Raw genomic sequence first — 24,152 nt, 5'->3', positions numbered from 1 at the left:
CGCGCGGCGGCCCGCCGCAGCCCACGCGTCACCTCCGCGGCACGATGACCGAATCGGGCCAGCCGGGCACAGGCGAGGGGCCGGACGGATCGTGGTCCGTCCGGCCCCCTCACGCCGCCGGCCCGCGCGGGGCGCACCGCGCTCAGCCCATGAGCTCCTCGTAGATCTTCTTGCACTCGGGACAGACCGGGAACTTGTTGGGGTCGCGGTTGGGCACCCACACCTTCCCGCAGAGCGCGATCACCGGGTTGCCGGTGACGGCGCTCTCGGTGATCTTGTCCTTCTGCACGTAGTGCGCGAACCGCTCGCGGTCGCCGTCGTCGTGGGACACGTCCGGCCGTGTCTCACTCTCGGGGACCACCTTGTTCACAACGTCCAAAACGTCGGTCGACATCCTGACCTCACACCTCCTGCGTCTCGTCTCACGTTATCCGCGCCGCGCCGGCGCGGTCAGTTCAGCGTCGGATCGTCGGGGAAGGTCGATACCAGGGCCAGGTCGCCGCCCTGTCGCCGCAGCACCCGCGACCACAGCGCGTCGGGGTCGGTCGAGAAGACGTCGTCGGCCGTGGCCGGAAGCACGTACCACGCCCCCTCCTCGATCTCCTCCGCCACCTGGCCTTCGCCCCACCCCGCGTAGCCGGCGAAGACCCGCAGGCGGCCGAGCGCGCCACCGAGAAGCTCCGGCGGAGTGTCCAGGTCGATGGTGCCCAGCCGCGACACGCTCGACCCGCCCGCCAGGTTCGCCAGCGGCCGCCAGCCGAGCGGTGCGTCGTCCCGGCCGGGCTCACCGAGCGCCAGGCCCGCTCCGGTGCCCACCGGACCGCCGGCGAACATCACCGAGGGCCGGCTGGCGTAGGAACCCCAGTCGGCGAGCACGTCGGCCACCGGCAGGTCGGAGGGGCGGTTCACGATGACGCCGAGGGTACCTTCGGCGTCATCGTCGTCGATCACGAACACGACGGAGCGCCGGAAGTTCGGATCGTCCAGCATCGGTGTGGCCACCAGCAGGTGGCCGGTCAGTCTCGGCTGGTCCATGTCCCACCTTTACCCGGCAGTCCCGGGGCCACCCGCTACACCTGCGCCTGCCCCTCCCGGACGGCCACCTGGCGGACGGCCTCGGCGACGTGCTGGGACAGTCCGGAGTGGAAGACGCTGGGGATGATGTAGTGCGGCCCCAGCTCGTCGTCGGTCACGACGGCGGCGAGCGCGTCGGCGGCGGCCACCATCATGTCGGAGTTGACGGTACGGCTCTGCGCGTCCAGCAGGCCACGGAAGACGCCGGGGAAGACGAGCACGTTGTTGATCTGGTTGGGGTAGTCGCTGCGGCCGGTGGCGACGACGGCGGCGTGCAGCTGCGCGATGTCCGGGTCGATCTCGGGGTCGGGGTTGGCCAGCGCGAAGATGATGGCGTCGTCGTTCATCTCGGCCACGTCGTCGCCGTCCAGTATGTCGGGCGCGGAGACGCCGATGAACACGTCGGCGCCGCGCACCGCGCCCTTGAGGTCGCCGGCGTAGCCTGCGGGGTTGGTGTTGGCGGCGATCCACTCCAGGTTGGAGTCGAGGTTGTCCCGCCCGCGGTGCACGGCGCCGTGCACGTCGCAGACGATGACGTCCTTGGCGCCGGCGTGCATGAGGAGCTTGAGGATGGCGGTGCCGGCCGCGCCGGCGCCGGACATCGCGACGCGCACCTCGCCGAGCTCCTTGCCGACCACCCGCAGCGCGTTCTTGAGGGCGGCGAGCACCACGATGGCGGTGCCGTGCTGGTCGTCGTGGAAGACCGGGATGTCCAGCAGCTCGCGGAGGCGCGCCTCGACCTCGAAGCAGCGGGGGGCGGAGATGTCCTCCAGGTTGATGCCGCCGAACCCGGGGGCGATGACCTGGACGGTGCGCACGATCTCGTCCACGTCCTGGGTGTCCAGCGCGATGGGCCAGGCGTCGATGTCGGCGAAGCGTTTGAACAGCGCGGCCTTGCCCTCCATGACCGGCATCGACGCCTCCGGCCCGATGTTGCCGAGCCCGAGCACGGCGGAACCGTCGGTGACCACCGCGACGCTGTTGCGCTTGATCGTCAGACGGCGGGCGTCGTCGGGGTTGGCGGCGATGGCGGAGGAGACGCGCGCCACGCCCGGCGTGTAGGCCATGGACAGCTCGTCTCTGTTGCGCAGCGGCACCTTGGACTTGATCTCGATCTTGCCGCCCAGGTGCATGAGGAACGTGCGGTCGCTGACCTTGTGAACGGTGACGCCCTCGATGGCGCCGAGGGCGTCGACGATGGCCTTGGCGTGGTCGGTGTCACGGGCGGCGCAGGTCACGTCGATGCGGATGCGCTCGTGCCCCGCGGAGGTCACGTCGAGAGCCGTGATGACGCCCCCCACGTGCTCGACGGCGTTGGTCAGGCTGCCGACCGCGCTGCCGTGCCCGTCAAGCTCCAGACGGACCGTGATCGAGTAGGAAACGCTGGGAAGGGTGGCCACGTGAAGCTCCTCAATGTCACCGATATACCGCGCACAGGCGCATTCCTCATGGTGCCACCGCCGGCGGCTGACCTGCGCGCCGGCCAACGGTAGCGGGTCCGGTTCCAGAACGGGCGCCCCGGCCCGGCGGCACGGCTGTTCAGGCGCGTTCCGGGTGCCGCGCCCGCCCGGGGCGGCCGGGCGGGTGAGACGTGCCACAGCGCCAGGTCAGCCGGGGCGGGCGGCGCGGTCGCGGGCCAGCCGCTCGATGACGTCGACGCAGGCGGTCAGCCCCATGGCGGTCGAGTCGATCACGAGGTGGTAGAGGCGCGGGTCGGCGGCGTCGGCCCGGTAGAACCGGCGGACGTAGGCGGCTCGTGCCCGGTCGTTGTCCTCCAGGTCCCGCATGGTCGGCGGGCGCCACCTCTCGACGGCGTTCTCGCCGCGGCGCAGCGCCTCGCCGTGGAACTCTTCGCGCATGGCGGCGGCGCGGGCCAGCCGGCGGCTCTTGGGGCCGTCGAGGCGGACGTGCAGAGCGGTGGCGTGCTCGGCGAGGACCAGGGCGCCGGCGCGGCCCAGGACGACGCCGCCGGTGCGGCCGACCTGGCCGATGATGCGTTCGGTGTGCTCGACGAACTCCTTGTCGTAGAGGAGCCGGCCCTCGGAGTCGGTCGCGCCGATGAAGGTCGTGTCGATGCTGCCGAGGGTGACGCTGGGCATCCGCGCCGCGCTGGAGAGCAGGCGCTCCAGCCCGATCGGCGCGCGGTCGTCGTGTTCGAGGACGTCTTCCAGCGAGCAGCCGATGCGCTGGGCCACCTCGCCGGGGATGGCGCGGTCGAGGAAGGGCACGCCGAGCCGCCGGGCGACCGTCGGGCCGATCACGCTGCCGCCCGCGCCGTAGGTCGCCGAGATCGTCACCACGTAGCTGCTGGGATGCGTCATGGGGCACCGCCTTGGGCCGGACGGCTGTGTTCCGGTTCGTACCCGTGTGGCGGCGGGTGACTCCCGTTACGGGGTGCCGACCTCGTCGCGGTGGCGTGCCGGGTGGGCCGGCGCCGGCCGCCGCACCGGGTGGGGGCGGCCGGGGTGGCCGGACGTGACCGCCGGACGCCGCGGCGGTGCCGCTGGTGCCGCGGTCAGAACAGCGCGGAGGTGAGCGCGCGGCGGGCCTTGGCGACGCGCGGGTCCCCGGGGGGCAGCACCTCGAAGAGACCGAGCAGGTGCTTGCGCGCCTGGTCGCGCGCCTCGTCGCGGGTGCGCCGCACGGTGCCGACCAGCCGGTCGAACGCGTCCTCGAACTTGCCGCCGTACATGTCGATGTCGGCGACCTTGCACTGGGCGTCGACGTCGTCGGGGTTCTCGGCGGCGGTCCGGCGCACGGCGTTGGCGTCCAGCTCGCGGACCCGGGCGACGAGCCGTACCTGGGCGAGCCCGACCTTGGCCGCCTCGTCGCCGGGGTCGGCTTCGAGCGCCTTGGTGTAGGCGGCTTCGGCGGCGGCGTAGTCGCCCCGCTGGATGGCGGCCGCGGCCTCGTCCTGCGCCGGGCTGTACTCGGGCTCCGGCTGCTCGGCCTCGGCCGGGCCGAGGCCCGTGTAGTCCTGGGGCAGCACCCCCTGCTGGCGCAGCCCCTCGAAGATCTGGCTCAGCCACTCGCGCAGCTGCTGCTCGGTGGCGGGGCCGGTGGGACCGGGCAGCACCTGGCCGCCGATGACCATGGCCACCATCGGGACGGCGGGGGCGCGCAGCGCCTGGGCGAGCTGCGGGGTGGCGTCGGTGTCGATCTTGGCGAGGAACCATTGCCCGCCGGCCTGGGTGGCGAGCCGGTCTAGGGCCGTCTCGACCTGCTTGGCCTGCTCGGACCAGGTGGCGAGCACGGCGAGGACGACGGGCGCGCGCAGCGATCGTTCGAGGACCTCCGTCTGGAAGTTCTCCTCGGTGATGTCGATGGCGTACGGATTCGCGGTGCCGGAGGACGCTTCGGCCTGCCGTTTGGCCTCGCGTTCCAAGGCCGCCTTGCGAGCTCCGAGGTCGACCGCGCTCTGCATGGAGAAGTCCGAAGGCTGCATGTTCTCCATCCTGCCGCATCCGGCACCGGCGCGGTGAACCGCGCCGGGGGTGACGTGCCGGGACGCCCGCACCGCGGTGCGGGGTCAGAACCGCGGGTCCTCCGTGTACTCGCCGAACTCTTCGCCCATGGTGCCGCAGATCTCGCCGAGGGTCGCCTCGGCGCGGGCGGCGCGCAGGATGAGCGGGATGAGGTTGCCGGAGCCGGGGTCGCGGGTGGCCGCGAGCAGGTCGGCGAGGGCGGCGTCGACGGCGGCCTGGTCGCGGGCGGCGCGCCGCTCGGCGAGCACCCGCCGCTGCTCGCGCTCCACTTCGTGGCCGACCCGCAGGATCTCCAGTTCGCCGGAGACGGTGGAGGTGTGCCGGTTCACGCCGACGATCCGCTTGTCCTCCTTCTCCAGGGCCTGCTGGTAGCGGAACGCCGACTCGGCGATCTCGGAGGTGAACCAGCCGCTCTCGATGCCGGCGAGGATGCCGGAGGTGACGGGGCCGATGGCGTGGTCCCGGCCGGCGCCCATGCGCAGGATGTGCGCGAAGATCCGCTCGGCCTCCTCTTCCATCCGGTCGGTGAGCGCCTCGATGTACCAGGATCCGCCGAGCGGGTCGGCGACGTTGGTGACGCCGGTCTCCTCCATGATCACCTGCTGGGTGCGCAGTGCGATCTCGGCGGCCTGCTCGGTGGGCAGCGCGAGCGTCTCGTCCAGGGCGTTGGTGTGCAGCGAGTTGGTGCCGCCGAGCACGGCCGAGAGCGCCTCCACGGCGGTGCGCACCACGTTGTTGTACGGCTGCTGGGCGGTGAGGGAGACCCCGGCGGTCTGGGTGTGGAAGCGGAGCCACTGCGCCTTCTCGCTGGTGGCGCCGAAGCGGTCGCGCATCCATCGGGCCCATATCCGGCGCGCGGCGCGGAACTTGGCGATCTCCTCGAAGAAGTCGATGTGCGCGTCGAAGAAGAAGGACAGCCCGGGGGCGAACGCGTTGACGTCCATGCCACGGGAGAGGCCGAGTTCGACGTAGCCGAAGCCGTCGGCCAGCGTGAACGCGAGTTCCTGGGCGGCCGTGGCACCGGCCTCGCGGATGTGGTAGCCGGAGACCGACAGCGGCTTGTAGGCGGGGATGTGCTCGGCGCAGTACTCCATGAGGTCGCCGATGAGGCGCAGGTGCGGCTCCGGCGGGTACAGCCACTCCTTCTGCGCGATGTACTCCTTGAAGATGTCGGTCTGCAGGGTGCCGTTGAGGGCGCCGATGTCGGCGCCCTGGCGCTCGGCGGCGACGAGGTACATGCAGAAGATCGGGATGGCCGGCCCGCTGATGGTCATGGACGTGGTGGTCTCGCCGAGCGGGATGCCGTCGAAGAGCACGTCCATGTCGGCGGCGGAGTCGATCGCCACCCCGCAGTGCCCGACCTCGCCCAGGGAGTGCGGGTCGTCGGAGTCGCGCCCCATGAGGGTGGGCATGTCGAAGGCGACCGACAGGCCCCCGCCGCCGGAGGCGAGGATCATCTTGTACCGCTCGTTGGTCTGGACGGCGTTGCCGAAGCCGGCGAACTGCCGGATGGTCCAGGTGCGTCCCCGGTAGCCGGTGGGGTGCAGCCCACGGGTGTAGGGGTACTCCCCCGGCCAGCCGACGCGTTCGAAGCCCGGGACGGTGCTGCCCGGCGGTGGTCCGTAGACGGGGTCGACCTGCTGCCCGGAGAGTGTGGTGAAGTCGGCGTCGCGCTTGCGCGCCGCGTCGTACCGTGCCTGCCAGCGGGCGCGGCCCGCCTCGATGTCCTCGGCCATACCTCGATACTAGGATGACCTACTAGTTTCCGGTAGGGCGCGGGGCCTCCGGTACCGGATCCGGCCGGGTGCGGGGGTCAGCCGCGCGGCTCGGCGTCGTCGGGGAAGTCGCCGTAGCTCACCCGCAGGCTGCGGAACCGCCGGTGGATCTCCCACAGTTCCTCGTCGGCGTAGCAGTCCAGCCCGAAATCCATGGCGAGCAGGTCGGCGGTGGCCTCCTCCACGACCCGGCGGCCCTCGTCGGTGATCTCGGCGAGCGTGCCGCGGCCGTCGCTGGGGTTGGGCCGGCGGCGGACCAGGCCCTGGCGCTCCAGCCGGTCGATGGTGTTGGTGACGCTCGTGGGGTGCACCATGAGCCGTTCGCCGATCTTGCCGAGGGGCAGCGCTCCGGTGGAGCTGAAGGTCAGCAGCACCAGCGCCTCATAGCGGGCGAACGTCAGCTCGTGCGGCTTGAGGGTGGCGTCGAGCTGGCTGATGAGGATCTGCTGCGCCCGCATGATCGAGGTGACCGCGGCCATGGCCGGCGACGCGCCCCACCGTTTGGTCCAGTTCTCATGGGCGCGTTCGATGGGGTCGAACGGAAGGTTCAGCGGGTTTCCCACGGCACCACTGTAGCGACACCGGGTGCCCCTTCCGGGCGGGAGCGCGGACTCCGGGCGGCGGCCGGCGCCGCGGCGTGCCTGGTCAGGGCGCTGCCGGCCGTGCGGCCGGGCGGTGTCAGGCGCTCCCGAGGGCGGCCAGCAGTGTGCCGGCGGCGGCGTAGGGGTCGAGTCGGCCGGCGGCGACCTCGGCCGCGAGCCGGTCGAGGTCGGCGTGCCCGGGCATCGCGCCGAACCGCTCGCGCAGGGCCGCCAGCACGATGGCCTCGACCTCTTCCCGTGCGCGCGCGTGCCGGCGGCGCCGCCACTCGCCCGAGGCGCGCAGGTGCCGCTCGTGCCGGTCCAGCCGCTCGACCAGCTCGCCGATGCCCTCACCGCGGACCGCCACGGTGCTCACCACGGGCGGGCGCCACTCGTTTGGCCCGCGGGGCGTCTGCGCCGACGTCTGGCGCAGCTCGCGCACCGCCGTCTGCGCGCCCTCGCGGTCGGCCTTGTTCACCACGAACACATCGGCGATCTCCAGCACCCCGGCCTTGGCGGCCTGCACACTGTCGCCCATGCCCGGCGCGACGAGGACGAGCGTGCTGTCGGCGTGCGCCGCGATGTCGACCTCGGCCTGGCCGACCCCGACGGTCTCCACCAGGATGGTGCCGAACCCGGCCGCGTCCAGGACCCGCAGCGCGTGCGGTGTGGCCCAGGAGAGTCCGCCGAGGTGGCCGCGGCTGGCCATGGAACGGATGAACACCCCGGTGTCGGAGGCGTGCTGCTGCATGCGGACCCGGTCGCCGAGCAGCGCGCCGCCCGTGAACGGCGAGGAGGGATCGACCGCGAGGACGCCGACGCGCACACCCCGCTCGCGCAGCGCGGCCACCAGCGCCGCCGTGCACGTCGACTTGCCGACCCCGGGCGCGCCGGTGAGGCCGACCACCCGTGCCCGTCCGGTGTGCGGCGCGAGCGCGGCCATCACATCGCGCAGCACCGGCGAGGCGTCCTCGACCAGCGAGATGGCGCGGGCGACCGCCCGGCGCTCGCCGCGCAGCACCCGCGCGACGAGATCGGAGACGTCCATGCAGCTCCTTCGCTTCCGTGGCACGGGCGGCCGGGCCCGGCCGCCCGTGGCCGGCCCGCGCGCGGGGCGCCGGTCAGCTCGCCGGTACGCGGAGCAGCAGCGCATCGCCCTGGCCGCCGCCGCCGCACAGGGCCGCCGCGCCGAGCCCGCCGCCGCGGCGGCGCAGCTCGTGCACCAGGTGCAGGGCGATCCGGGCGCCGGACGCGCCGATGGGGTGCCCGAGCGCGATGGCGCCACCGTTGACGTTGACGATGTCGTCCGGCACGCCGAGATCGCGGATCGACTGCACGGCGACGCTGGCGAACGCCTCGTTGATCTCGATGAGGTCGAGGTCGCCGACGCGCGCACCCGCCTTGCCCAGGGCGTGGCCGATCGCGTTCGAGGGCTGGGACTGCAGCGAGTTGTCCGGCCCGGCGACGTTGCCGTGCGCGCCGATCTCGGCGAGGACCGGGCAGCCGAGCTCCTCGGCCCGCCGCCGGCTCATCACCACGACCGCGCACGCGCCGTCGGAGATCTGCGAGGACGACCCCGCGGTGATGGTGCCGTTCTCGTCGAACGCCGGGCGCAGCCGGGCCAGGGTCTCGGCCGTGGTGTCGGCGCGCACGCCCTCGTCCTCGTCGAAGAGCCGCGGCTCGCCGCGGCGCTGCGGGACGGCCACCGGGACGATCTCGGCGTCGAACCGCCCGTCCTTGATCGCGGCGGCGGCGCGCTGGTGCGAGCGCGCGGCGAACGCGTCCTGCTCCTCGCGGGTGATGCCCAGGCGCGCGTTGTGCCGTTCGGTGGAGGCGCCCATGGAGTCGCCGTCGAAGGCGTCGGTGAGGCCGTCGTGGGCGGTGGCGTCGAGTACCTCGATGGAGCCGTACTTGTACCCGTGCCGCGCCTTGGGGAGCAGGTGCGGGGCGTTGGTCATGGACTCCATGCCGCCGGCGACGACGACGTCGAACTCTCCGGCGGCGATGAGCTGGTCGGCCAGCGCGATGGCGTCGAGGCCGGACAGGCACACCTTGTTGATGGTGAGGGAGGGGACGCTCATCGGCACCCCGGCGGCCACGGCGGCCTGCCGCGAGGGGATCTGGCCCTGGCCGGCCTGCAGCACCTGGCCGAGCACCACGTAGCCGACCTGCTCGCCGGTGATGCCGGCGCGCTCCAGCGCGGCGCGGACCGCGATCGCCCCCAGCTCCACCGCGGAGAAACCGGCCAGCGATCCGAGCAGCCGGCCGATCGGGGTCCGGGCTCCACTGACGATGACGGAACCGGGCATTGCCAGCCTCCCATGTGATTCACCGCACCTGGTCTGCCACCATACATACATGCCCGTCGTACGCCCCGACCGGAGGTCGCACACCGTGTTCGCCCGGTTCACCCGCATCGACCACGTGGGCATCGCCTGCCATGACCTCGACGCGACCCTGGACTTCTATCGCCGCACGTTCGGCTTCGAGCTGACCCACCAGGAGGTCAACGAGGAGCAGGGGGTCCGCGAGGCGATGCTGCGCACCAACGGCACCGACGACGGCGCGGCCACCTACGTGCAACTGCTGGAGCCCATCCGCGAGGACTCACCGGTGGCGCGCTTCCTGGCGCGACACGGGGAAGGGGTGCACCACGTGGCGTTCGGCACCGACGACGTCGCCGGCGCCGCAGAGGCGGTGGGCGAGCGGGGCGTGCGGGTTCTCGGCCCGCCGCGGCCCGGGAGCATGGGCTCACGCATCACGTTTCTGCACCCGAAGGACTGTGGTGGGGTGCTGACCGAACTGGTCCAGTCGGCGGACCGGGACGGCGGGCCGGAATGACAGATGCGCGAAAAGACACGTCGATAGCGCGGACATGACCGGGTAACGCAATGGTTACCTTTCAGTTCCGACCAGGTCCGGACATGTGAGCGTCGCCCGAAATTCCGCGTTCGGCCCCCGGAAACCCTTCCGTGTAGGCGTGGACTTGGTAAAGTCTGCTATCCACCAAGGTCTCCCTTGGGCGCAACTCCTGTCCCCCCTGGTTCAGGCCCGCGATTCGGGTTGGCCGGGCGACCACGTCTGCTCCTGAGCGCAGCACTCCATACCGATGGGGTGAACTTGACCGCGCGATTGGTAGTGCCGGAGTACGCTCCCGTAGCAGTGACCACCGGATTGAGGCGTGTGAAGTGGCCTCGGCCGGACGCCGTGACGCTCGTGCCCGACTCGAAACCAACATCCGTAATGTAGCCGTCCCGTCACCACGTTCAGGATTCCGCCACATGTCGTCCGATATTGACGCCCAGCTCAGCAACTTCTTCGAGGAAAGCCCTCAACCCCGCGAGTTCGATGTGGTGCTGCGCGGCTTCGACCGGCACCAGGTCGACAACTACATCAGCCAGCTCGACGCCGACCTGCGCTCGGCCAAGGAGGAGGCGCAGAAGGCCCGCAACGAGCTCGCCGACGCCAAGCGCCAACTCCAGGAGCAGGAGCGCCCCACCTACTCGGGGCTGGGCGCCCGCATCGAGCAGTTGCTGCGGCTCGCGGAGGAGCAGGCCACCGAACTGGTGCAGGCAGCGCGCGCCGAGGCCAACGACATCAAGGCCGCCGCCAAGGTCGAGGCCGCGGAGATGCGGGCCGCCGCCGAGAACGAGGCCACGGACCTGCGCACCACGGCGCAGCGCGACGCCGACGAGATGCGCTCCTCCGCCGAGGGTGAGGCCGAGGAGATCCGCACCACCGCCCGTCGCGAGGCCGACGACCTCACCTCCACCACCGAGCGCGAGGTGCAGAAGAAGCGCTCCGCGGTGGACCACGAGATCGCGGAGAAGCGCGCCACCTTCGAGGGTGAGATCGCCAAGCTGCGCACCACCACCGAGCGCGAGTGCGCCCAGGCGCGCGCCTCGGCGAAGCGCGAGCGCGACGAGACGATCCAGGCGGCCAAGCGTCAGGCCGACGAAATGCGCGCCCAGGCCCAGCGCACCCTTGAGGAGAGCGAGGCCAAGCGCGCCCAGGACGAGGCCGAGTTCGAGATCCAGCTCGCCAACCGGCGCGAGGAGGCCGAGCGGCAGGACGCCGAGCGGCTCGCCGCCGCCCAGGCCGCCACGCAGAAGCTGGTCGCCGAGGCCGAGGAGCGCGCCGCCAGCGCCGAGCAGCGGGCCACCAAGGCCAGCTCGCAGGCGGAGCAGACCCGCCGCGACGCCGAGCAGCACGCCAAGCAGCTCGTCGCGAACGCCAAGAAGAACGCCGAGCAGGTGACCACCGAGGCCAAGTCCAAGGCCGAGCACCTGGTCAGCGACGCCAAGTCCGAGGCGGACCGCATCATGACGGCCGCGCAGCAGAAGGTCGACGAGCTCACCCGTCAGCGGGACAGCATCCAGTCGCACCTGCAGCAGCTGCGCCAGCTGCTGGGCGGCGGCGCCGGGGCGAGCTTCTCGGCCCCGCCCGCGCCGGCGCCGGCCGTGGCCGCGGGCGGCGAGGAGCCGGCGGCGATCGAGGCCACCGGGTCCGCAGGGGGCGGCGCCGCCCCGAAGCGCCCGGCGGTGGCCGCCAAGAGCGGCAAGAACGACGACGAGGACTGGTGGCAGGAGTGACCGGCGGCCGGCGGCGCTGACCGGCGTCGGCGGCACGCACCGGCGGCCCGGCCGCAGACGGCGAAGGGGCCCGATCCACCGGATCGGGCCCCTTCCGTTTTCTTGCGCCCCTGCCGCGCTCCGGCGGCCGGGGAACCGGGCCGTGGCCTAGTGGGCGCCGGCCCCGGTGAGGGCGCGGACCTCAAGTTCGGCGTGCTTGTCGACGTCCCGCTCCTTGGACAGCAGGGTGCCGGCCACGGCGCACAGGAAGCCGATCGGGATCGACACCAGGCCGGGGTTCTCCAGCGGGAACCAGGAGAAGTCGACGCCCGCGGGGAAGAGCGACAGACTCTCCCCGGTCTCGGGGTCGACCTTGCCGGAGACGATCGGGGAGAAGAACACCAGCCCGACCGCCGAGACGAGCCCGCCGTAGATGCCGGCGACCGCGCCCGCGGTGTTGAACCGCTTCCAGAACAGCGAGAGCAGCAGCGCGGGGAGGTTCGCCGACGCGGCCACCGCGAACGCCAGTGCCACGAGGAACGCGACGTTCAGGTTCTGGGCGAAGACCGCGAGCACGATGGACACGGCTCCGATGCCCAGGGCGGAGAACCGCGCGACCCGCACCTCTTCCTTGTCGGTGGCCTTGCCGCGCCGGATGACCTGGGCGTAGAAGTCGTGCGCGATCGACGACGAGGAGGCCAGCGTGAGCCCGGCCACGACCGCCAGGATCGTGGCGAACGCGACCGAGGCGATGAGCGCCAGCATCACCGCGCCGAGGGCGTCGCCGCCCAGGCTCTGGCCGACCCGCTCGGCGAGCTGCGGCGCCGCGGCGTTGCCGGCCGGGTCCTGGGCGAGGATCGCGTCCCGGCCCACCAGCGCCGCCGCGCCGAAGCCGAGGACCAGCGTCAGCAGGTAGAACGTGCCGATGAGGCCGATGGCCCAGTTGACGGAGGTCCGGGCCGCCCGCGAGTTGGGCACGGTGTAGAACCGGATGAGGATGTGCGGGAGGCCGGCCGTGCCGAGCACCAGCGCGATGCCGAGGCTGATGAGGTCGAGCTTGCTCCACAGCGTGGCGATCGGGTCGCCGGGTGTCTCGACCCCGTACCGCAGGCCGGGCTCCAGGAACCGGGTGCCCTCCTGCCCGCTGGCGCGGGCGGCGTCGGCCAGCAGGGCGCCGAAGTCGAAGCCGTAGCTGGCGAGCACCAGGACGGACAGCAGCCCCGCGCCGGTCATCAGCAGGACCGCCTTGACGATCTGCACCCAGGTGGTGCCCTTCATCCCGCCGAACGTAACGTAGACGATCATCAGGATGCCGACGAGCACGATGGTGACGATCTTGGCCTGCTCGGCGGTGAGGCCGAGGAAGGTGTCCCCCGACTGGATGCCGAGCAGCAGCGCGATGAGCGCCCCCGCGCCCACCATCTGGGCGAGCAGGTAGAAGATCGAGACGGTGATGGTGGAGAACGCCGCCGCGGTGCGCACCGGACGCTGCCGCATGCGGTAGGAGACGACGTCGGCCATGGTGAAGCGGCCGGAGTTGCGCAGCAGCTCGGCGACGAGCAGCAGCGCGACCAGCCACGCCACCAGGAACCCGATGGAGTACAGGAAGCCGTCGTAGCCGAACAGCGCGATCATCCCGGCGATGCCCAGGAAGGACGCGGCGGACATGTAGTCGCCGCCGATGGCGAGGCCGTTCTGCACGCCGGAGAAGCCCCGGCCACCGGCGTAGAAGTCGGTGGCGGTCTTGGTGCGCCGGCTCGCCCAGATGGTGATGCCCAGTGTCGCGGCGACGAGCACCAGGAACAGGGTCATGGTCAGGCCACGGCTGCCCGCGCCCGCGGCTTCGGCTGCCAGGATCACGCGCCGGCCTCCTTCTCGTCGTCGGCCGCCGGAGCGGCGGAACCGGTGGTGAGCTCGTCGTGGATCTGCTCCGCCAGCGGGTCGAGCCGCCGACCGGCGTAGCGCGCGTACAGGATCGCGATGCCGAAGGTGGTGACGAACTGCAGGAGGCCGAACAGGAGGGCGACGTTGACGTGGCCGAACAGCACGATCGACATCACGTCGCGGGCGTAGGCCGACATCAGTACGTAGAGCAGGTACCACGCCAGGAACGCGGCGCTCATGGGAAAGATGAAGACCCGCAGCCGTCGCCTGAGTTCGACGAATCGCGGGTCGCTGTGCATCGCCACCGATCGGCGGGTGAAGTCGGCCTCGGCCGACTCGCCGTGCTCGGGGGATCCTCGGGAGGCGGTGGTCATGGCGGCCCCTCTCTGCGCGGTGTTACCGTCGACCCGCCCTGGCGGATATGGCGGGCATCACAGAAGGGTAAGGGTGGGCAAGCTCACACGTCATGGCGATTGCGTCACGAATGCGTCACTCATGGCTCCGGAGCGCTGTCGCGGCCGTGCGATACCCGTCGGGGACGTCCCGGTGCACGGCGCCTCCCGGAGCCCTGCGCCGGACCCCGGGCCCGGGGTACCGGGTCGGCGCGGCACGCCGGAGCCCGGCCCGCCCGGCCGCTCACTCCCCCTGGATGACGTCCGGCCCGAACGCGTCGGCGGCCTCGCCTCCGGCGTCGCGAGCTGACACGGCCGGCCGATCGGCGCACCCGCCCGGCGCACGCTCGCGCCCCACGGCCGACGAGTGGAGGCCGCGTTCCGTCGGCGCCCAGCGCCTCAGAGCACGTCCTTCTCGTACGGGCCGTCCCACTCCGTGGGCAGCGGGTGGGCGCCGGGAGCGACCCTGCGGACCACCTCGTCCAGCACGATGCGGACGTACGGCTCGCCGACCCACAGGTGGCGGGCGTTGTCGACCCCGATGACTTCGGCCTGCGGGACCCGGGCGAATCGCTCGCGCGCCTCGGCCGGGCGCAGGTAGTCGTCGAGCTCCGGCACCAGCGCGACCAGCGGCTTGCCGGACCGCGCCCACACGTCCAGGTCGGCGTCGGTGGCGCGGTGCAGCGGCGGGGACAGCAGGATGGCGCCGGCGACCTCGGGGTCGCAGCCCCACTTCAGGGCCAGTTCGGTACCGAAGGACCAGCCCAGCAGCCACGGCCGGGGCAGTCCCTCGAACTCGGCGAACTCGATCGCGGCGGCCACGTCGTGGCGCTCGGTCTCGCCCTCCCCGAACTCGCCCTCACTGGTGCCGTGCCGGGAGGTGGTGCCGCGGGTGTTGAACCGCAGCACGGCCACCCCGGCGAGCGCCGGCAGCCGGAACGACGCCTTGCGCAGCACGTGGCTGTCCATCATGCCCTGGTGGGTGGGCAACGGGTGCAGGCAGATCAGGGTGGCCACCGGGTCGGTGCCGGCCGGCAGGGCGAGTTCGCCGACCAGGCCGAGCCCGTCGGCGGTGTGCAGGGTGACGGGCCGGCGCTCGGCCGGAAGCACCGTACTGGCGCGGATGTCCATGGCTCCTCTGGGGACGGCGGAATCTGGCCGGGCTCGGCGCGGGTGGGCTCCGGGCCCGTCAGCGGCGCGGCGGGCGGGCGGACCGGTGCGTTCGCCGCTGCCAGCAGGACGAGTGCCAGTGCCGGCGGTCCGCACCGTCGCCGTAGGGCCGCCAGGCGACGACGTGCGCCATGCCCGGCGGGATGTCCTGCGCGCAGCCGGGGCAGCGGTACACCTTCGCGGCGGCGGCGCCGCTGATCCGGCGCAGCACCCACTCGCCGTCGGGACCGGTCTCGCGCTGTTCGGCGCCGGTGACGCGCAGCACGAGTGCGTCCTCGGCGTTCTCCTGGCGCTGGCCGGCCTTGCGGCGCGGGGCGTTGCGGCGCGGACTCACGCATCCAGGGTAGGAGGGCACCGGAGGTGCCCCGGCCACGGGGCCGCCCGCGGCGCGGGGTCAGCCCGCCGCGCCGAGCGTGCGGAGGATCCGGCCGCCCGCGGCGAGGTCGGCGGCGAGCAGCGGCGCCGGCGCGTAGGCGGGCGTGAGCCCCGCGTCGGCCAGGCCGCCCAGCGCGTTGGCGACCGCGTCGGCGCCACGGTCCGCGAGCATCTCGAAGGGGCCTTTCGGGTAACCGCAGCCGAGGCGCATCGCGGTGTCCACGTCGGCGGCGGTGGCGTAGCCGTCGCCGACCATCCGCAGTGCGTCGTCGATGTGCGGGACGAGCAGCAGGTCGGCGAGGTCGAAGCGGTGCACCTGGTCGCGCACGACCTCGGCGAGCGGGCCGGCCGGCAGCGCCTCGGCCGGATTTCCGGCCCCCGAGTGGTCGTAGAACCCGCGTCCGCTCTTGCGGCCGAGCAGGCCCGCGGCCACCATGCGGCGCAGCAGTGGAGCGGCGGCGTAGCGCGGCTGCCGGAACTCCTCCCACAGCACGTCCATCACGGCGAGGGTGACGTCCAGGCCGACGAGGTCGAGCAGGGTGAGCGGCCCCATGGGCAGCCCGGCGGCGGTGGTGACCGCGGCGTCGATCTCCTCGCGCGAGGCGATCCGCCGCTCGTACACCCGCACGGCGTCGTTGAGGTAGGGCACCAGGAGGGCGTTGGCGACGAAGCCGGCGCGGTCGGTGACGCCGACCGGGGTCTTGCCGAGGCGCTTGGCGACCTCGGTGCCGATCTCCACGGCGCCCGGCTCGGTGAGGACGGTGTGCACCACCTCGACCAGCTTCATGGCGGGCGCGGGGTTGAAGAAGTGCAGCCCGACCACCTTGCCGGGGCGCTTGGTCAGCGTCGCGATCTCGGTCACCGACAGCGAGGAGGTGTTGGTGGCGAGGATGGTCCCGGGCGGGCAGACGCGGTCGAGTTCGGTGAAGACGTCGCGCTTGAGGTCCATGCGCTCGGGCACGGCCTCGACGACGAAGTCGGCGTCCGCCAGGTCCGTGCGCGCGGTGCTGAACGCGATCCGCGCCAGGATGTTCCCGCGCTCCTCCTCGGTGAGCCGTCCCTTGGCCACCGAGCGGGCGAGCGAGGACTCCAGGTGGCCGCGCCCGCGGTCGAGCGCCGCCGCGTCGATCTCCACGCCGATGACCTTGAACCCGGCCCCGGCGAACACCTCGGCGATACCGGCGCCCATCGTCCCGAGTCCGACCACGCCGACAGTCTCGAATTCGCGCACCATGGCATCCCAGCCTAGCTCCGCCGTCCCCGCGTCCTCCCGCCGGGGAGTTCGACCGCGTGTCCCGTTCCGTCGGCGCGGACCGGGTACGGCGCCGCCGGATGCGCGGCGGGGCCGGTGAATCCCGCCGTTTCGGTGCACCGCGGCCGGCGGGATGGCGAGAATGTGGGGATGCGTATCGGAGCCTTCCTGCTCGCCGCCCAGTTCCCGGGGCGGGATCACACCTCGGTCCTGGAGTCCACGCTCGCGGCCGCCGTCGCGGCGGAGAGGGCCGGGTTCGACGACGTCTGGCTGGCCGAGCACCACTTCATGTCCTACGGCGTGTGCCCGTCGGCGGTCACCATGGCCGGGTTCGTCCTCGGCCGGACCGAGCGGATCGGGGTCGGGACCGCGACCAGCGTGCTGAGCACCCAGCACCCGGTGGCGCTGGCGGAACAGGCCAACCTGCTCGACCAGCTCTCCGGTGGCCGGTTCCGGCTGGGGGTCGGCCGGGGCGGCCCGTGGGTGGACCTGGAGGTGTTCGGCACCGGTCTGGAGCGGTACGAGCGCGGTTTCCCCGAGTCGCTGGAGGTGCTGCTCGCGGCGTTGCGCGGCGGCCGGATGCGCGCGGACGGGGCGACGTTCGGCTTCCGTGAGGTGGAGATCGTGCCGGGGCCGCGCACCCGGCCGCACCCGCCCGTGGTGGTGGCGGCGACGTCGGACTCCACGCTGGAGCTGGCGGCGCGGCTGGGCCTGCCCATGCTGCTGGGCATGGACCGCGTACCGGCCGAGCACGCCGCCCGGATCGCGGCTCACGACCGGGCCGCCGAGGCGGCGGGCCACGGCCGGGCGGGGCACGTCCTGGCCTCGCTGGCGCACGTGGCCGACACCCGGGAGCAGGCCCGGAAGGTGGTGCTGGACGCGCTGCCGCGGTGGCTGGGTCCCGGGCTGGCCGGCTACGTGCCGGTGGACGGCCGGGCCCGGGCGCCGAAGGATCCGCGGGAGTACGCCCGGTTCCTGTGCGACGCGCACGCGGTGGACTCGCCGCAGGGCTGCGTGGAGCGGCTCGTGGAGCAGGCGCGGACCTCGGGCGCCGCGGAGCTGATCCTCATGGTGGAGGCCGCGGGCGAGCCCGCGGCGGTCCTGGAGAACGTCACCCGGCTCGGCGCCGAGGTGCTGCCGGCGGTGCGTGCGGCGCTGGACTGACGGTGGCCGTCGGCGGCGCCGAGGGCACGTGGCGTGCGGTCGGCGCCGCCGGCGGGCGCGCAATGGCGCCGGGTCAGCAGTCCACGAGCTCGGGCGACTGGTTGAGCAGCTGGGCGCGCGGCGTGATGAACTCCTGGTACGCGGCCTCGGCGTCCGGCCGGAAGAGCGCGACCTTGTGGCAGTTCTGGAAGGCCAGCCGCAGGCCGAAGTGCCGCTCGACCGCTCCCCGCATGGCGTCGCTGGCGAGCAGCCGCAGCAGCTGGCCGCGCTCGGCCTCTCCCGGCGGCGGGACCTCGTTGGCCTGGAACTCCTCGGCGCCGGTCCGGGCGCGCTCGGCCAGCTCGCTGATCACGCCCCACGCGTAGGGCAGGGACTCCCGGATGCAGTCGACGAAGTCCGCGTCCGTGACGGGGCCGCGCTGGGCCTTGTCGAGGAGTTCGGGGGAAACCGTGAGCGACATGAACGTCCTTCCCAGGGTGTCGGGCCATCGCGCGGCCCGGAGGCAGAGACGGCGTTGTCATCTGCGAAGTTGCGAACCTGTTGTGACGTTAGATGCCGTTTGCGGCAACGTCACGGGACCGGACGGTCAGAGATCCCTATCGGCGACGTAAGGGAACAATGGATTTCATTGTCATTGTGAACACCGGCCGCACGTCCACGTACCAGCGGATCCGTCGCGGAACGGCGGCCGGGGTACGGCCGGCGCCGTAGGCTGGCCTCCGTGCGTCTCGTCATTGCCCGGTGCAGCGTCGACTACGTCGGCCGGCTCACCGCTCACCTGCCCATGGCCCCGCGGCTGATCCTCATGAAGGCCGACGGCTCGGTGTCCATCCACGCCGACGACCGCGCCTTCAAGCCGCTGAACTGGATGAATCCGCCGTGCACGCTGCGGGAGACCGCGGCTGACGACGGCGGCGCCGTCTGGACGGTGACCCACGGCAAGTCCGGGGAGAAGCTGGTGCTGACGATCGAGAAGATCGAGCACGACAGCTCGCACGAACTCGGCGTCGATCCGGGGCTGCGCAAGGACGGCGTCGAGGCGCACCTGCAGGAACTGCTCGCCGAGCACATCACCACGCTGGGCGAGGGCTACACGCTGGTGCGGCGGGAGTACCCCACGGCCATCGGGCCGGTGGACATCCTGTGCCGCGACGCCGACGGCGGCACGGTGGCCGTGGAGATCAAGCGGCGCGGTGAGATCGACGGCGTCGAGCAGCTGACCCGCTACCTGGAGCTCCTCAACCGCGACCCCGCGCTGAAGCCGGTGCGCGGCGTCTTCGCCGCGCAGGAGATCAAGCCGCAGGCGCGGGTGCTCGCCACCGACCGCGGCATCTCCTGCGTCACGCTGGACTACGACGCGCTGCGCGGCATCGAACCGGACGTTCCCCGGCTGTTCTGACCGCGGGTGCGGACCGCCGGACCGGGTGGGCGGACGGCCGCCCACCCGGTCCGGCGCCGTCCGGCACGCCATCCGAAATGTCGTGAATGTTCCATCAGATCACGCCGCTGTGTCGCCGTCATAGCGGTTTGGCTGAATGTGGCAACGTCGGGCGTCGCGCCTTGAACCCGACCATCGCCGGGTGACAAGCTGCTCTGAACTTCGCACAACTCGCGTCCGTGCTGTTACCCCACGTACCGGACGCTCCGGTTGAGAGGACGACCGTGCGCAGCATTCCCCGACGATCTCCGACAGCCTCGCCCCGCTCGTCCCACCGCCTCCGGAGCGGCGCGGCCGCCGGCGCGGCGGTGCTCCTGGCGTTCGGGCTGGGCGCCGCCCCCGCCGCCCACGCCGACGCCGCCGTCCTGCCCCATCTGGTGACGGTCGACAACGTGCGGACGCACCTGGAGAACCTGCAGACCATCGCCGACTACAACGGCGGCAACCGCGCGCACGGCACCGCTGGGTACGACGTGGCCGCGCGGTACGTCATCGACCAGTTGCGGCGGGCGGGCTACCAGCCGCGCAAGGTCGAGTACGAGTTCGAGCGGTGGGTCGAGAACGCCACGCCGGTGCTCGCGCAGACCGCACCCGAGGCGCACGAGTTCGCGCACGACACCGATTTCCGCACCATGACCTATTCCGGATCCGGCGACGTGTCCGCGGCCGGTGTGCCGGTGAACCCCGGCAGCAACGCCAGCGGGTGCGAGTCTGCCGACTTCGCCGGTTTCCCCGAGGGCGCGATCGCGATCGTCCAGCGCGGCACCTGCACCTTTGAGCAGAAGGCCGATAACGCCACCGAGGCGGGCGCCGCCGCCCTCGTGGTCTTCAACCACGGCGCGACCGAGGACCCGGCCGACACCGGCCCCGTCAACGGCACGCTGACCAACGAGGCGGCCATCCCGGTCGTGGGCACCACCCCGGAGGTGGGCGCCGCCCTGGTCGAGGCGGGCGAGGGACTGGAGCTGACGGTCACGGTCGACGCCGAGATCCGCACCGAGACCTCCTACAACGTGATCGCCGAGACGAAGGGCGGCGCGCGCGACAACGTCGTCGTCGTGGGCGCGCACCTCGACGGCGTGCCGGAGGGCCCGGGCATCAACGACAACGGCAGCGGCACCGCCGCCGTGCTGGAGGTCGCCCGCCAGCTGCCCAAGCTGGACGACGTCAACAACCGGGTGCGCTTCGCGTTCTGGGGCACCGAGGAAGAGGGCCTCGTCGGGTCGACCGAGTACGTCGAGAGCCTCAGCCAGCGCGAGCGGGACCGCATCGCGCTCTACCTGAACTTCGACATGATCGGTTCGCCGAACTTCGGGAGGTTCGTCTACGACGGCCGCGGCGAACTGCCGGACTCCGCCACGCCGCCCGCCGGGTCCGCGGCGATCCAGAAGCTGTTCCAGGACTACTTCACCGGGCAGAACCTGGTGAGCGAGCCCACCGCGTTCAACGGGCGGTCGGACTACGGCCCGTTCATCGAGGCGGGCATCCCCTCCGGCGGCCTCTTCAGCGGCGGCGACGGTGCCAAGACCGAGGAGCAGGTCGAGTACTACGGCGGCACCGCGGGGGCGGACTTCGACCCGAACTACCACACCCCGCGGGACGACCTGGACAACATCAGCTGGACCAGCGTCGAGCAGATGAGCGGCGCCATCGCGTATGCGGTGGAGACGTACGCCGACAGCACGCTGCCGGTGAACGGCGTCCAGCAGCGGACCGCGCGGGCTCAGGACCAGACCGGGTTCGACCGCCGGGCCGACCTCTGGGTGCGGTGACCGTCCCACCGCCACCCGGGCGCCCGCGGCGGGGTTCCGCCCCGCCGCGGGCGTCCGTCCTTAGTCGGCCGCGTCGGCCGGCTCCGCGAATGCCGGCCGGGCGTCACAGGCCGAGCCGGCGATACCGGCCATGGCGGGCGGCCCGGCGTTCGGCGGGGTCGGCCGCCAGCAGTGCGGTCAGCTCGTAGCGCAGCGCCGCGCCCATCCGCTCACAGAAGGCGATCGGCTCGTCGGCGGCGTCGGGCAGCTCCGGGACGATCCGGTCCACGATGCCGTTGCCGCGCAGCTCCGTGCTGCGCACCCCCTGCTGGTCCGCGAGTTCGGCGGCGCGCTTGGTGGTCCGGTGCACGATCGCGCTCGCGCCCTCCGGCGGCAGCGGCGACAGCCACGCGTGCTGGGCCGAGATCACCCGGTCGGCCGGGACGAGCGCGAGCGCGCCGCCGCCGGTGCCCTGCCCGAGCAGTACCGCGACCGTGGGCGCCTCCAGGGTGACGAGTTCGGCGAGGCAGCGGGCGATCTGCCCGGCCATGCCGCGTTCCTCGGCGTCCTTGGACAGCGCCGCCCCCGGCGTATCGATCACGGTGACCAGCGGGAGCCGCAGTTCCCGCGCCATGCGCATGCCGCGGCGCGCCTCGCGTAGCGCGGCCGGGCCCAGCGGGTGCTCCACGGTCTGGCGGGCCCGGTCCTGGCCGAGCAGCACGCAGGGCGCGCCGCCGAACCGGGCGAGCGCCAGGAGCAGCCCGGGGTCGGACTCGCCGTCGCCGGTGCCGTTGAGCGGTACGACGTCGGTGGCCGCGTGCCGGAGCAGCCGGCGCACGCCGGGCCGGTCCGGTCGGCGGGACCGGGTGATGGACTCCCACGCCGGCACGTCCGGGATCTCGGCGGCGGCCGGCTCGGGCGCCGGCGGCAGCCCCTCCTCGTGCGCGAGCAGCACGTTGAAGGCCCGCTCGGCGATGGCGGGAACGTCCTCGGGTTCCAGCACCGCGTCGACCAGCCCGCGCCGGTAGAGGTTCTCGGCGGTCTGCACCCCCTCGGGGAACGGGCGCTCGTACAGCGCCTCGTACACGCGGGGGCCGAGGAAGCCGATGAGCGCGCCCGGTTCGGCGACCGTGACGTGCCCCTGTGAGCCCCAGGAGGCGAGAACGCCACCGGTGGTCGGGTGGCGCAGGTACACCAGGTAGGGCAGCCCGGCGGCCTTGTGGGCGGCGATCGCGGCGGAGATCTTCACCATGGCCAGGAAGGCCACGGTGCCTTCCTGCATCCGGGTGCCACCGGAGGCCGGGGCGGCGAGCAGCGGCAGCCCGTCGGCGGTGGCGCGTTCGATGGCGACGACGAGCCGCTCGGCCGCGGCCACCCCGATGGAGCCGGCGAGGAAGGAGAACTCGCACGCGACGACGGCGACCCGGCGCCCGCGCAGCCGTCCCTCACCGGTGATCACCGCCTCGTCGCAGCCGCTGCGCTCCCGCGCGGCGGCCAGCTCCGCGGCGTACTCGGGACCGGGGTGCACGTCGACCGGGGTGGTGTCCCAGCTGACGAAGGAACCGGCGTCCAGGGTCCGGTCGAGCAGCTCGCGCGCGCGGTACCGAGATGGCATCCGTGTCCTCCACTCGAAGCAGGTGGCTTATTGGACTAGCCAATAAGCCACTGCCCGATCTGTCAATATCTCCGCCCTTGACGACCTTCCCGGCGCCACATGTCCGGCCCGTACGGTTCTCCGCGGAAACACCGACGGTTCGGCCCGGCCGCACGCGGCCGGGCCGAACCGTCACGCCGAACGGTCAGCCGGTCACATCAGTCCGGGCAGCACCATGACGGCCCAGGCGACCAGCGGGCCGACCGCGACCACGATGCCGCTGTAGACGAGCATCTGGCGGTAGAACCGCTCGGGGTCGACGTTCTTGGCGTTGGCCAGCACCAGGGCGCCGTTGGTCGAGAACGGGCTGACGTCGACGATGGTGGACGAGACGGAGAGCGCGGCGATCATCCCGATCGCGCCGATGTCTCCGGCCAGCAGGAACGGCACCGCCAGCGGGATGGTGACGCCGAGGATCGCGGTGGAGGAGGCGAACGCCGACACGATGCCGCCGATGTAGCAGAGCAGTACCGCCACCAGGAGCGGGGCGCCGATGCCGGCCACGCTGTTGCCGACGTACTCGATCGTGCCGGCCTCCTCCATGACCCCGACGAAGGTGAGCACGCCGCCGAGCAGCAGCACGGTCGACCAGCTGATCTTGTTGACCGCTCCCTTCTGCGCCTTCGGGGAGAGGATCGCCAGCACCACGGTGACGCTGATGGCCACGAACCCGACGTCCAGCTTGAAGCCGAGCGCCAGCACGCCCAGGACGAGCAGGCCGAGGATCGTGGCGACCTGGTCGAACCGGAAGCCGGCGGCGGGCGGCTCGGAGCCCGGCTCCTCCGCCCGGTACGCCGATGAGCCGTGCCCGCTCACCGGGACCCGCTCGGCGCCCTCGGCGTGCGCACCGACCTCGACCTTCTCGAACTCGCTGGCGTGCACCCCGATCAGCCGCCGCCCGCCCAGCGCGAAGAACAGGATGAGGGAGATGCCGATGTTGAACAGCAGGCTGGCGATGAACAGGGTGGTCGGCGAGGCGGCGAGGTCGGTGTCGGCGACGATGCCGTTGACCGTGGCGCCGTAGATGCTGATGGGCGAGAAGCCGCCGCCTTGCGCGCCGTGCACCACCATCATGCCCATCAGCAGTGGGTTGATCCGGTACTTGGCGGCGAACCCGAGCGCGATGGGGGCGATGATGGCGACGGCCGCCGGGCTGAGGGCGCCCATGGCCGTGAGAGCCGCGGTGATCCCGAACATGACCCAGGGGATGGCCGCGACGTACCCGCCGACCAGCCGGACGGCACCGCGGACCAGCAGGTCCACCGTCCCGTTGTTCTGCGCGATGGCGAAGAGGTAGGTGATGCCCACCAGGGTGAGGAACAGGTCGCCGGGGAAGCCCCCCAGGATGGCGTCGGTGTCCATGCCCAGTGCGAGCGTGCCCACCAGGAACGCGGCGACGAAAGCTAGCGCGCCCATGTTGATGGGCAATACCGTGGCGACCACGAACATGGCCACCAGCGCGAGAATCGAGATGATTTCCGGTGACATAGCGGACCGATCAATGACTGAGAGGCAGGGCGGTAGAGTCACCACTGAGTGTGAGCAAGATCAAGTGACTCGGTGGCCTAGCCAATATGCCAGTCGCC

The 24,152-nt window shown here is 72.4% G+C and carries 22 protein-coding genes; 5 read left to right on the top strand and 17 right to left on the bottom strand.

The features are described from left to right. Positions 1–142 precede the first annotated feature (142 nt). From ACFQRF_RS04215 to ACFQRF_RS04175, 9 genes are all read right to left on the bottom strand, one after another. Positions 143–394 carry a DUF3039 domain-containing protein gene (locus ACFQRF_RS04215; RefSeq protein ID WP_379868931.1) on the bottom strand — a complete coding sequence of 84 codons (252 nt, stop codon included), beginning with the start codon at positions 392–394 and terminating at the stop codon, positions 143–145. Between the two features lie 56 nt (positions 395–450). Next, complete coding sequence (locus tag ACFQRF_RS04210) at positions 451–1,035, bottom strand: YqgE/AlgH family protein (protein ID WP_379868930.1); 585 nt, start codon at positions 1,033–1,035, stop codon at positions 451–453. A 35-nt stretch (positions 1,036–1,070) separates the two neighbouring features. Then, the gene (locus tag ACFQRF_RS04205; protein WP_379868929.1) at positions 1,071–2,474 is read right to left on the bottom strand and encodes an NAD-dependent malic enzyme; all 1,404 of its coding nucleotides are present in this window, start codon (positions 2,472–2,474) and stop codon (positions 1,071–1,073) included. Between the two features lie 207 nt (positions 2,475–2,681). Then, a complete protein-coding gene (locus ACFQRF_RS04200; RefSeq protein WP_379868928.1) occupies positions 2,682–3,395 on the bottom strand; it encodes a cytidylate kinase-like family protein in 714 nt (237 codons plus the stop codon). 194 nt (positions 3,396–3,589) lie between these two features. Next, the gene (locus tag ACFQRF_RS04195) at positions 3,590–4,519 is read right to left on the bottom strand and encodes a tetratricopeptide repeat protein (protein ID WP_379868926.1); all 930 of its coding nucleotides are present in this window, start codon (positions 4,517–4,519) and stop codon (positions 3,590–3,592) included. Positions 4,520–4,603: 84 nt separating this feature from the next. Next, positions 4,604–6,295, bottom strand: a complete 1,692-nt coding sequence (locus ACFQRF_RS04190) for an acyl-CoA mutase large subunit family protein (RefSeq protein ID WP_379868924.1) — start codon at positions 6,293–6,295, stop codon at positions 4,604–4,606. A 77-nt stretch (positions 6,296–6,372) separates the two neighbouring features. Beyond that, a complete protein-coding gene (locus ACFQRF_RS04185) occupies positions 6,373–6,897 on the bottom strand; it encodes a MarR family winged helix-turn-helix transcriptional regulator (protein ID WP_379868923.1) in 525 nt (174 codons plus the stop codon). Between the two features lie 115 nt (positions 6,898–7,012). Continuing rightward, positions 7,013–7,963, bottom strand: a complete 951-nt coding sequence (gene meaB, locus ACFQRF_RS04180) for a methylmalonyl Co-A mutase-associated GTPase MeaB (RefSeq protein ID WP_379868921.1) — start codon at positions 7,961–7,963, stop codon at positions 7,013–7,015. Positions 7,964–8,036: 73 nt separating this feature from the next. Beyond that, entirely contained in the window at positions 8,037–9,224 is a 1,188-nt protein-coding gene (locus tag ACFQRF_RS04175; protein WP_379868920.1) for an acetyl-CoA C-acetyltransferase, read from the bottom strand. Between the two features lie 49 nt (positions 9,225–9,273). Here ACFQRF_RS04175 and mce point away from each other — a divergent pair, with 49 nt between their 5' ends. Together mce and ACFQRF_RS04165 are read left to right on the top strand one after the other, a co-directional pair. After that, entirely contained in the window at positions 9,274–9,756 is a 483-nt protein-coding gene (gene mce, locus ACFQRF_RS04170; RefSeq protein WP_379868918.1) for a methylmalonyl-CoA epimerase, read from the top strand. A 440-nt stretch (positions 9,757–10,196) separates the two neighbouring features. Then, positions 10,197–11,507: a DivIVA domain-containing protein gene (locus ACFQRF_RS04165; protein ID WP_379868916.1), complete on the top strand. Its 1,311-nt coding sequence runs from the start codon at positions 10,197–10,199 to the stop codon at positions 11,505–11,507. Positions 11,508–11,654: 147 nt separating this feature from the next. Here ACFQRF_RS04165 and ACFQRF_RS04160 read toward each other — a convergent pair whose 3' ends face one another. The 5 genes from ACFQRF_RS04160 to ACFQRF_RS04140 form a co-directional block, all read right to left on the bottom strand. After that, positions 11,655–13,346, bottom strand: coding sequence for a solute symporter family protein (locus ACFQRF_RS04160; protein WP_379868914.1), 1,692 nt, complete (start codon positions 13,344–13,346; stop codon positions 11,655–11,657). Then, positions 13,343–13,744 carry a DUF485 domain-containing protein gene (locus tag ACFQRF_RS04155; RefSeq protein WP_379868913.1) on the bottom strand — a complete coding sequence of 134 codons (402 nt, stop codon included), beginning with the start codon at positions 13,742–13,744 and terminating at the stop codon, positions 13,343–13,345. Before ACFQRF_RS04155 ends, ACFQRF_RS04160 begins: the two co-directional genes overlap by 4 nt. 417 nt (positions 13,745–14,161) lie before the next feature. After that, entirely contained in the window at positions 14,162–14,893 is a 732-nt protein-coding gene (locus ACFQRF_RS04150) for an alpha/beta hydrolase (protein WP_379868911.1), read from the bottom strand. Positions 14,894–14,951: 58 nt separating this feature from the next. Next, on the bottom strand, positions 14,952–15,266 hold the full coding sequence (locus ACFQRF_RS04145; protein ID WP_379868910.1) for an ATP/GTP-binding protein: 315 nt from the start codon (positions 15,264–15,266) through the stop codon (positions 14,952–14,954). Between the two features lie 60 nt (positions 15,267–15,326). Beyond that, complete coding sequence (locus ACFQRF_RS04140; protein WP_379868909.1) at positions 15,327–16,541, bottom strand: 3-hydroxyacyl-CoA dehydrogenase; 1,215 nt, start codon at positions 16,539–16,541, stop codon at positions 15,327–15,329. A gap of 168 nt (positions 16,542–16,709) precedes the next feature. Here ACFQRF_RS04140 and ACFQRF_RS04135 point away from each other — a divergent pair, with 168 nt between their 5' ends. Next, complete coding sequence (locus tag ACFQRF_RS04135; RefSeq protein ID WP_379868907.1) at positions 16,710–17,723, top strand: LLM class flavin-dependent oxidoreductase; 1,014 nt, start codon at positions 16,710–16,712, stop codon at positions 17,721–17,723. Positions 17,724–17,796: 73 nt separating this feature from the next. Here ACFQRF_RS04135 and ACFQRF_RS04130 read toward each other — a convergent pair whose 3' ends face one another. Further along, complete coding sequence (locus ACFQRF_RS04130; RefSeq protein WP_379868905.1) at positions 17,797–18,183, bottom strand: SCO5389 family protein; 387 nt, start codon at positions 18,181–18,183, stop codon at positions 17,797–17,799. A gap of 261 nt (positions 18,184–18,444) precedes the next feature. On the opposite strand from ACFQRF_RS04130, the gene nucS reads away from it, so the two are divergent. Together nucS and ACFQRF_RS04120 are read left to right on the top strand one after the other, a co-directional pair. Continuing rightward, the gene (gene nucS, locus ACFQRF_RS04125) at positions 18,445–19,122 is read left to right on the top strand and encodes an endonuclease NucS (RefSeq protein WP_379868904.1); all 678 of its coding nucleotides are present in this window, start codon (positions 18,445–18,447) and stop codon (positions 19,120–19,122) included. A 272-nt stretch (positions 19,123–19,394) separates the two neighbouring features. Further along, positions 19,395–20,933, top strand: coding sequence for a M28 family metallopeptidase (locus ACFQRF_RS04120; RefSeq protein ID WP_379869044.1), 1,539 nt, complete (start codon positions 19,395–19,397; stop codon positions 20,931–20,933). A 103-nt stretch (positions 20,934–21,036) separates the two neighbouring features. Here the strand turns inward: ACFQRF_RS04120 and ACFQRF_RS04115 are convergent, their stop codons facing one another. Next, complete coding sequence (locus tag ACFQRF_RS04115; RefSeq protein WP_379868902.1) at positions 21,037–22,527, bottom strand: carboxyl transferase domain-containing protein; 1,491 nt, start codon at positions 22,525–22,527, stop codon at positions 21,037–21,039. Positions 22,528–22,719: 192 nt separating this feature from the next. After that, a complete protein-coding gene (locus ACFQRF_RS04110) occupies positions 22,720–24,054 on the bottom strand; it encodes an SLC13 family permease (protein ID WP_379868900.1) in 1,335 nt (444 codons plus the stop codon). Positions 24,055–24,152 lie beyond the last annotated feature (98 nt).

Source organism: Marinactinospora rubrisoli (assembly GCF_042664915.1).
Classification (GTDB): Bacteria; Actinomycetota; Actinomycetes; order Streptosporangiales; family Streptosporangiaceae; genus Marinitenerispora; species Marinitenerispora rubrisoli.
This window is presented reverse-complemented; position numbering and strand designations above follow the sequence as displayed.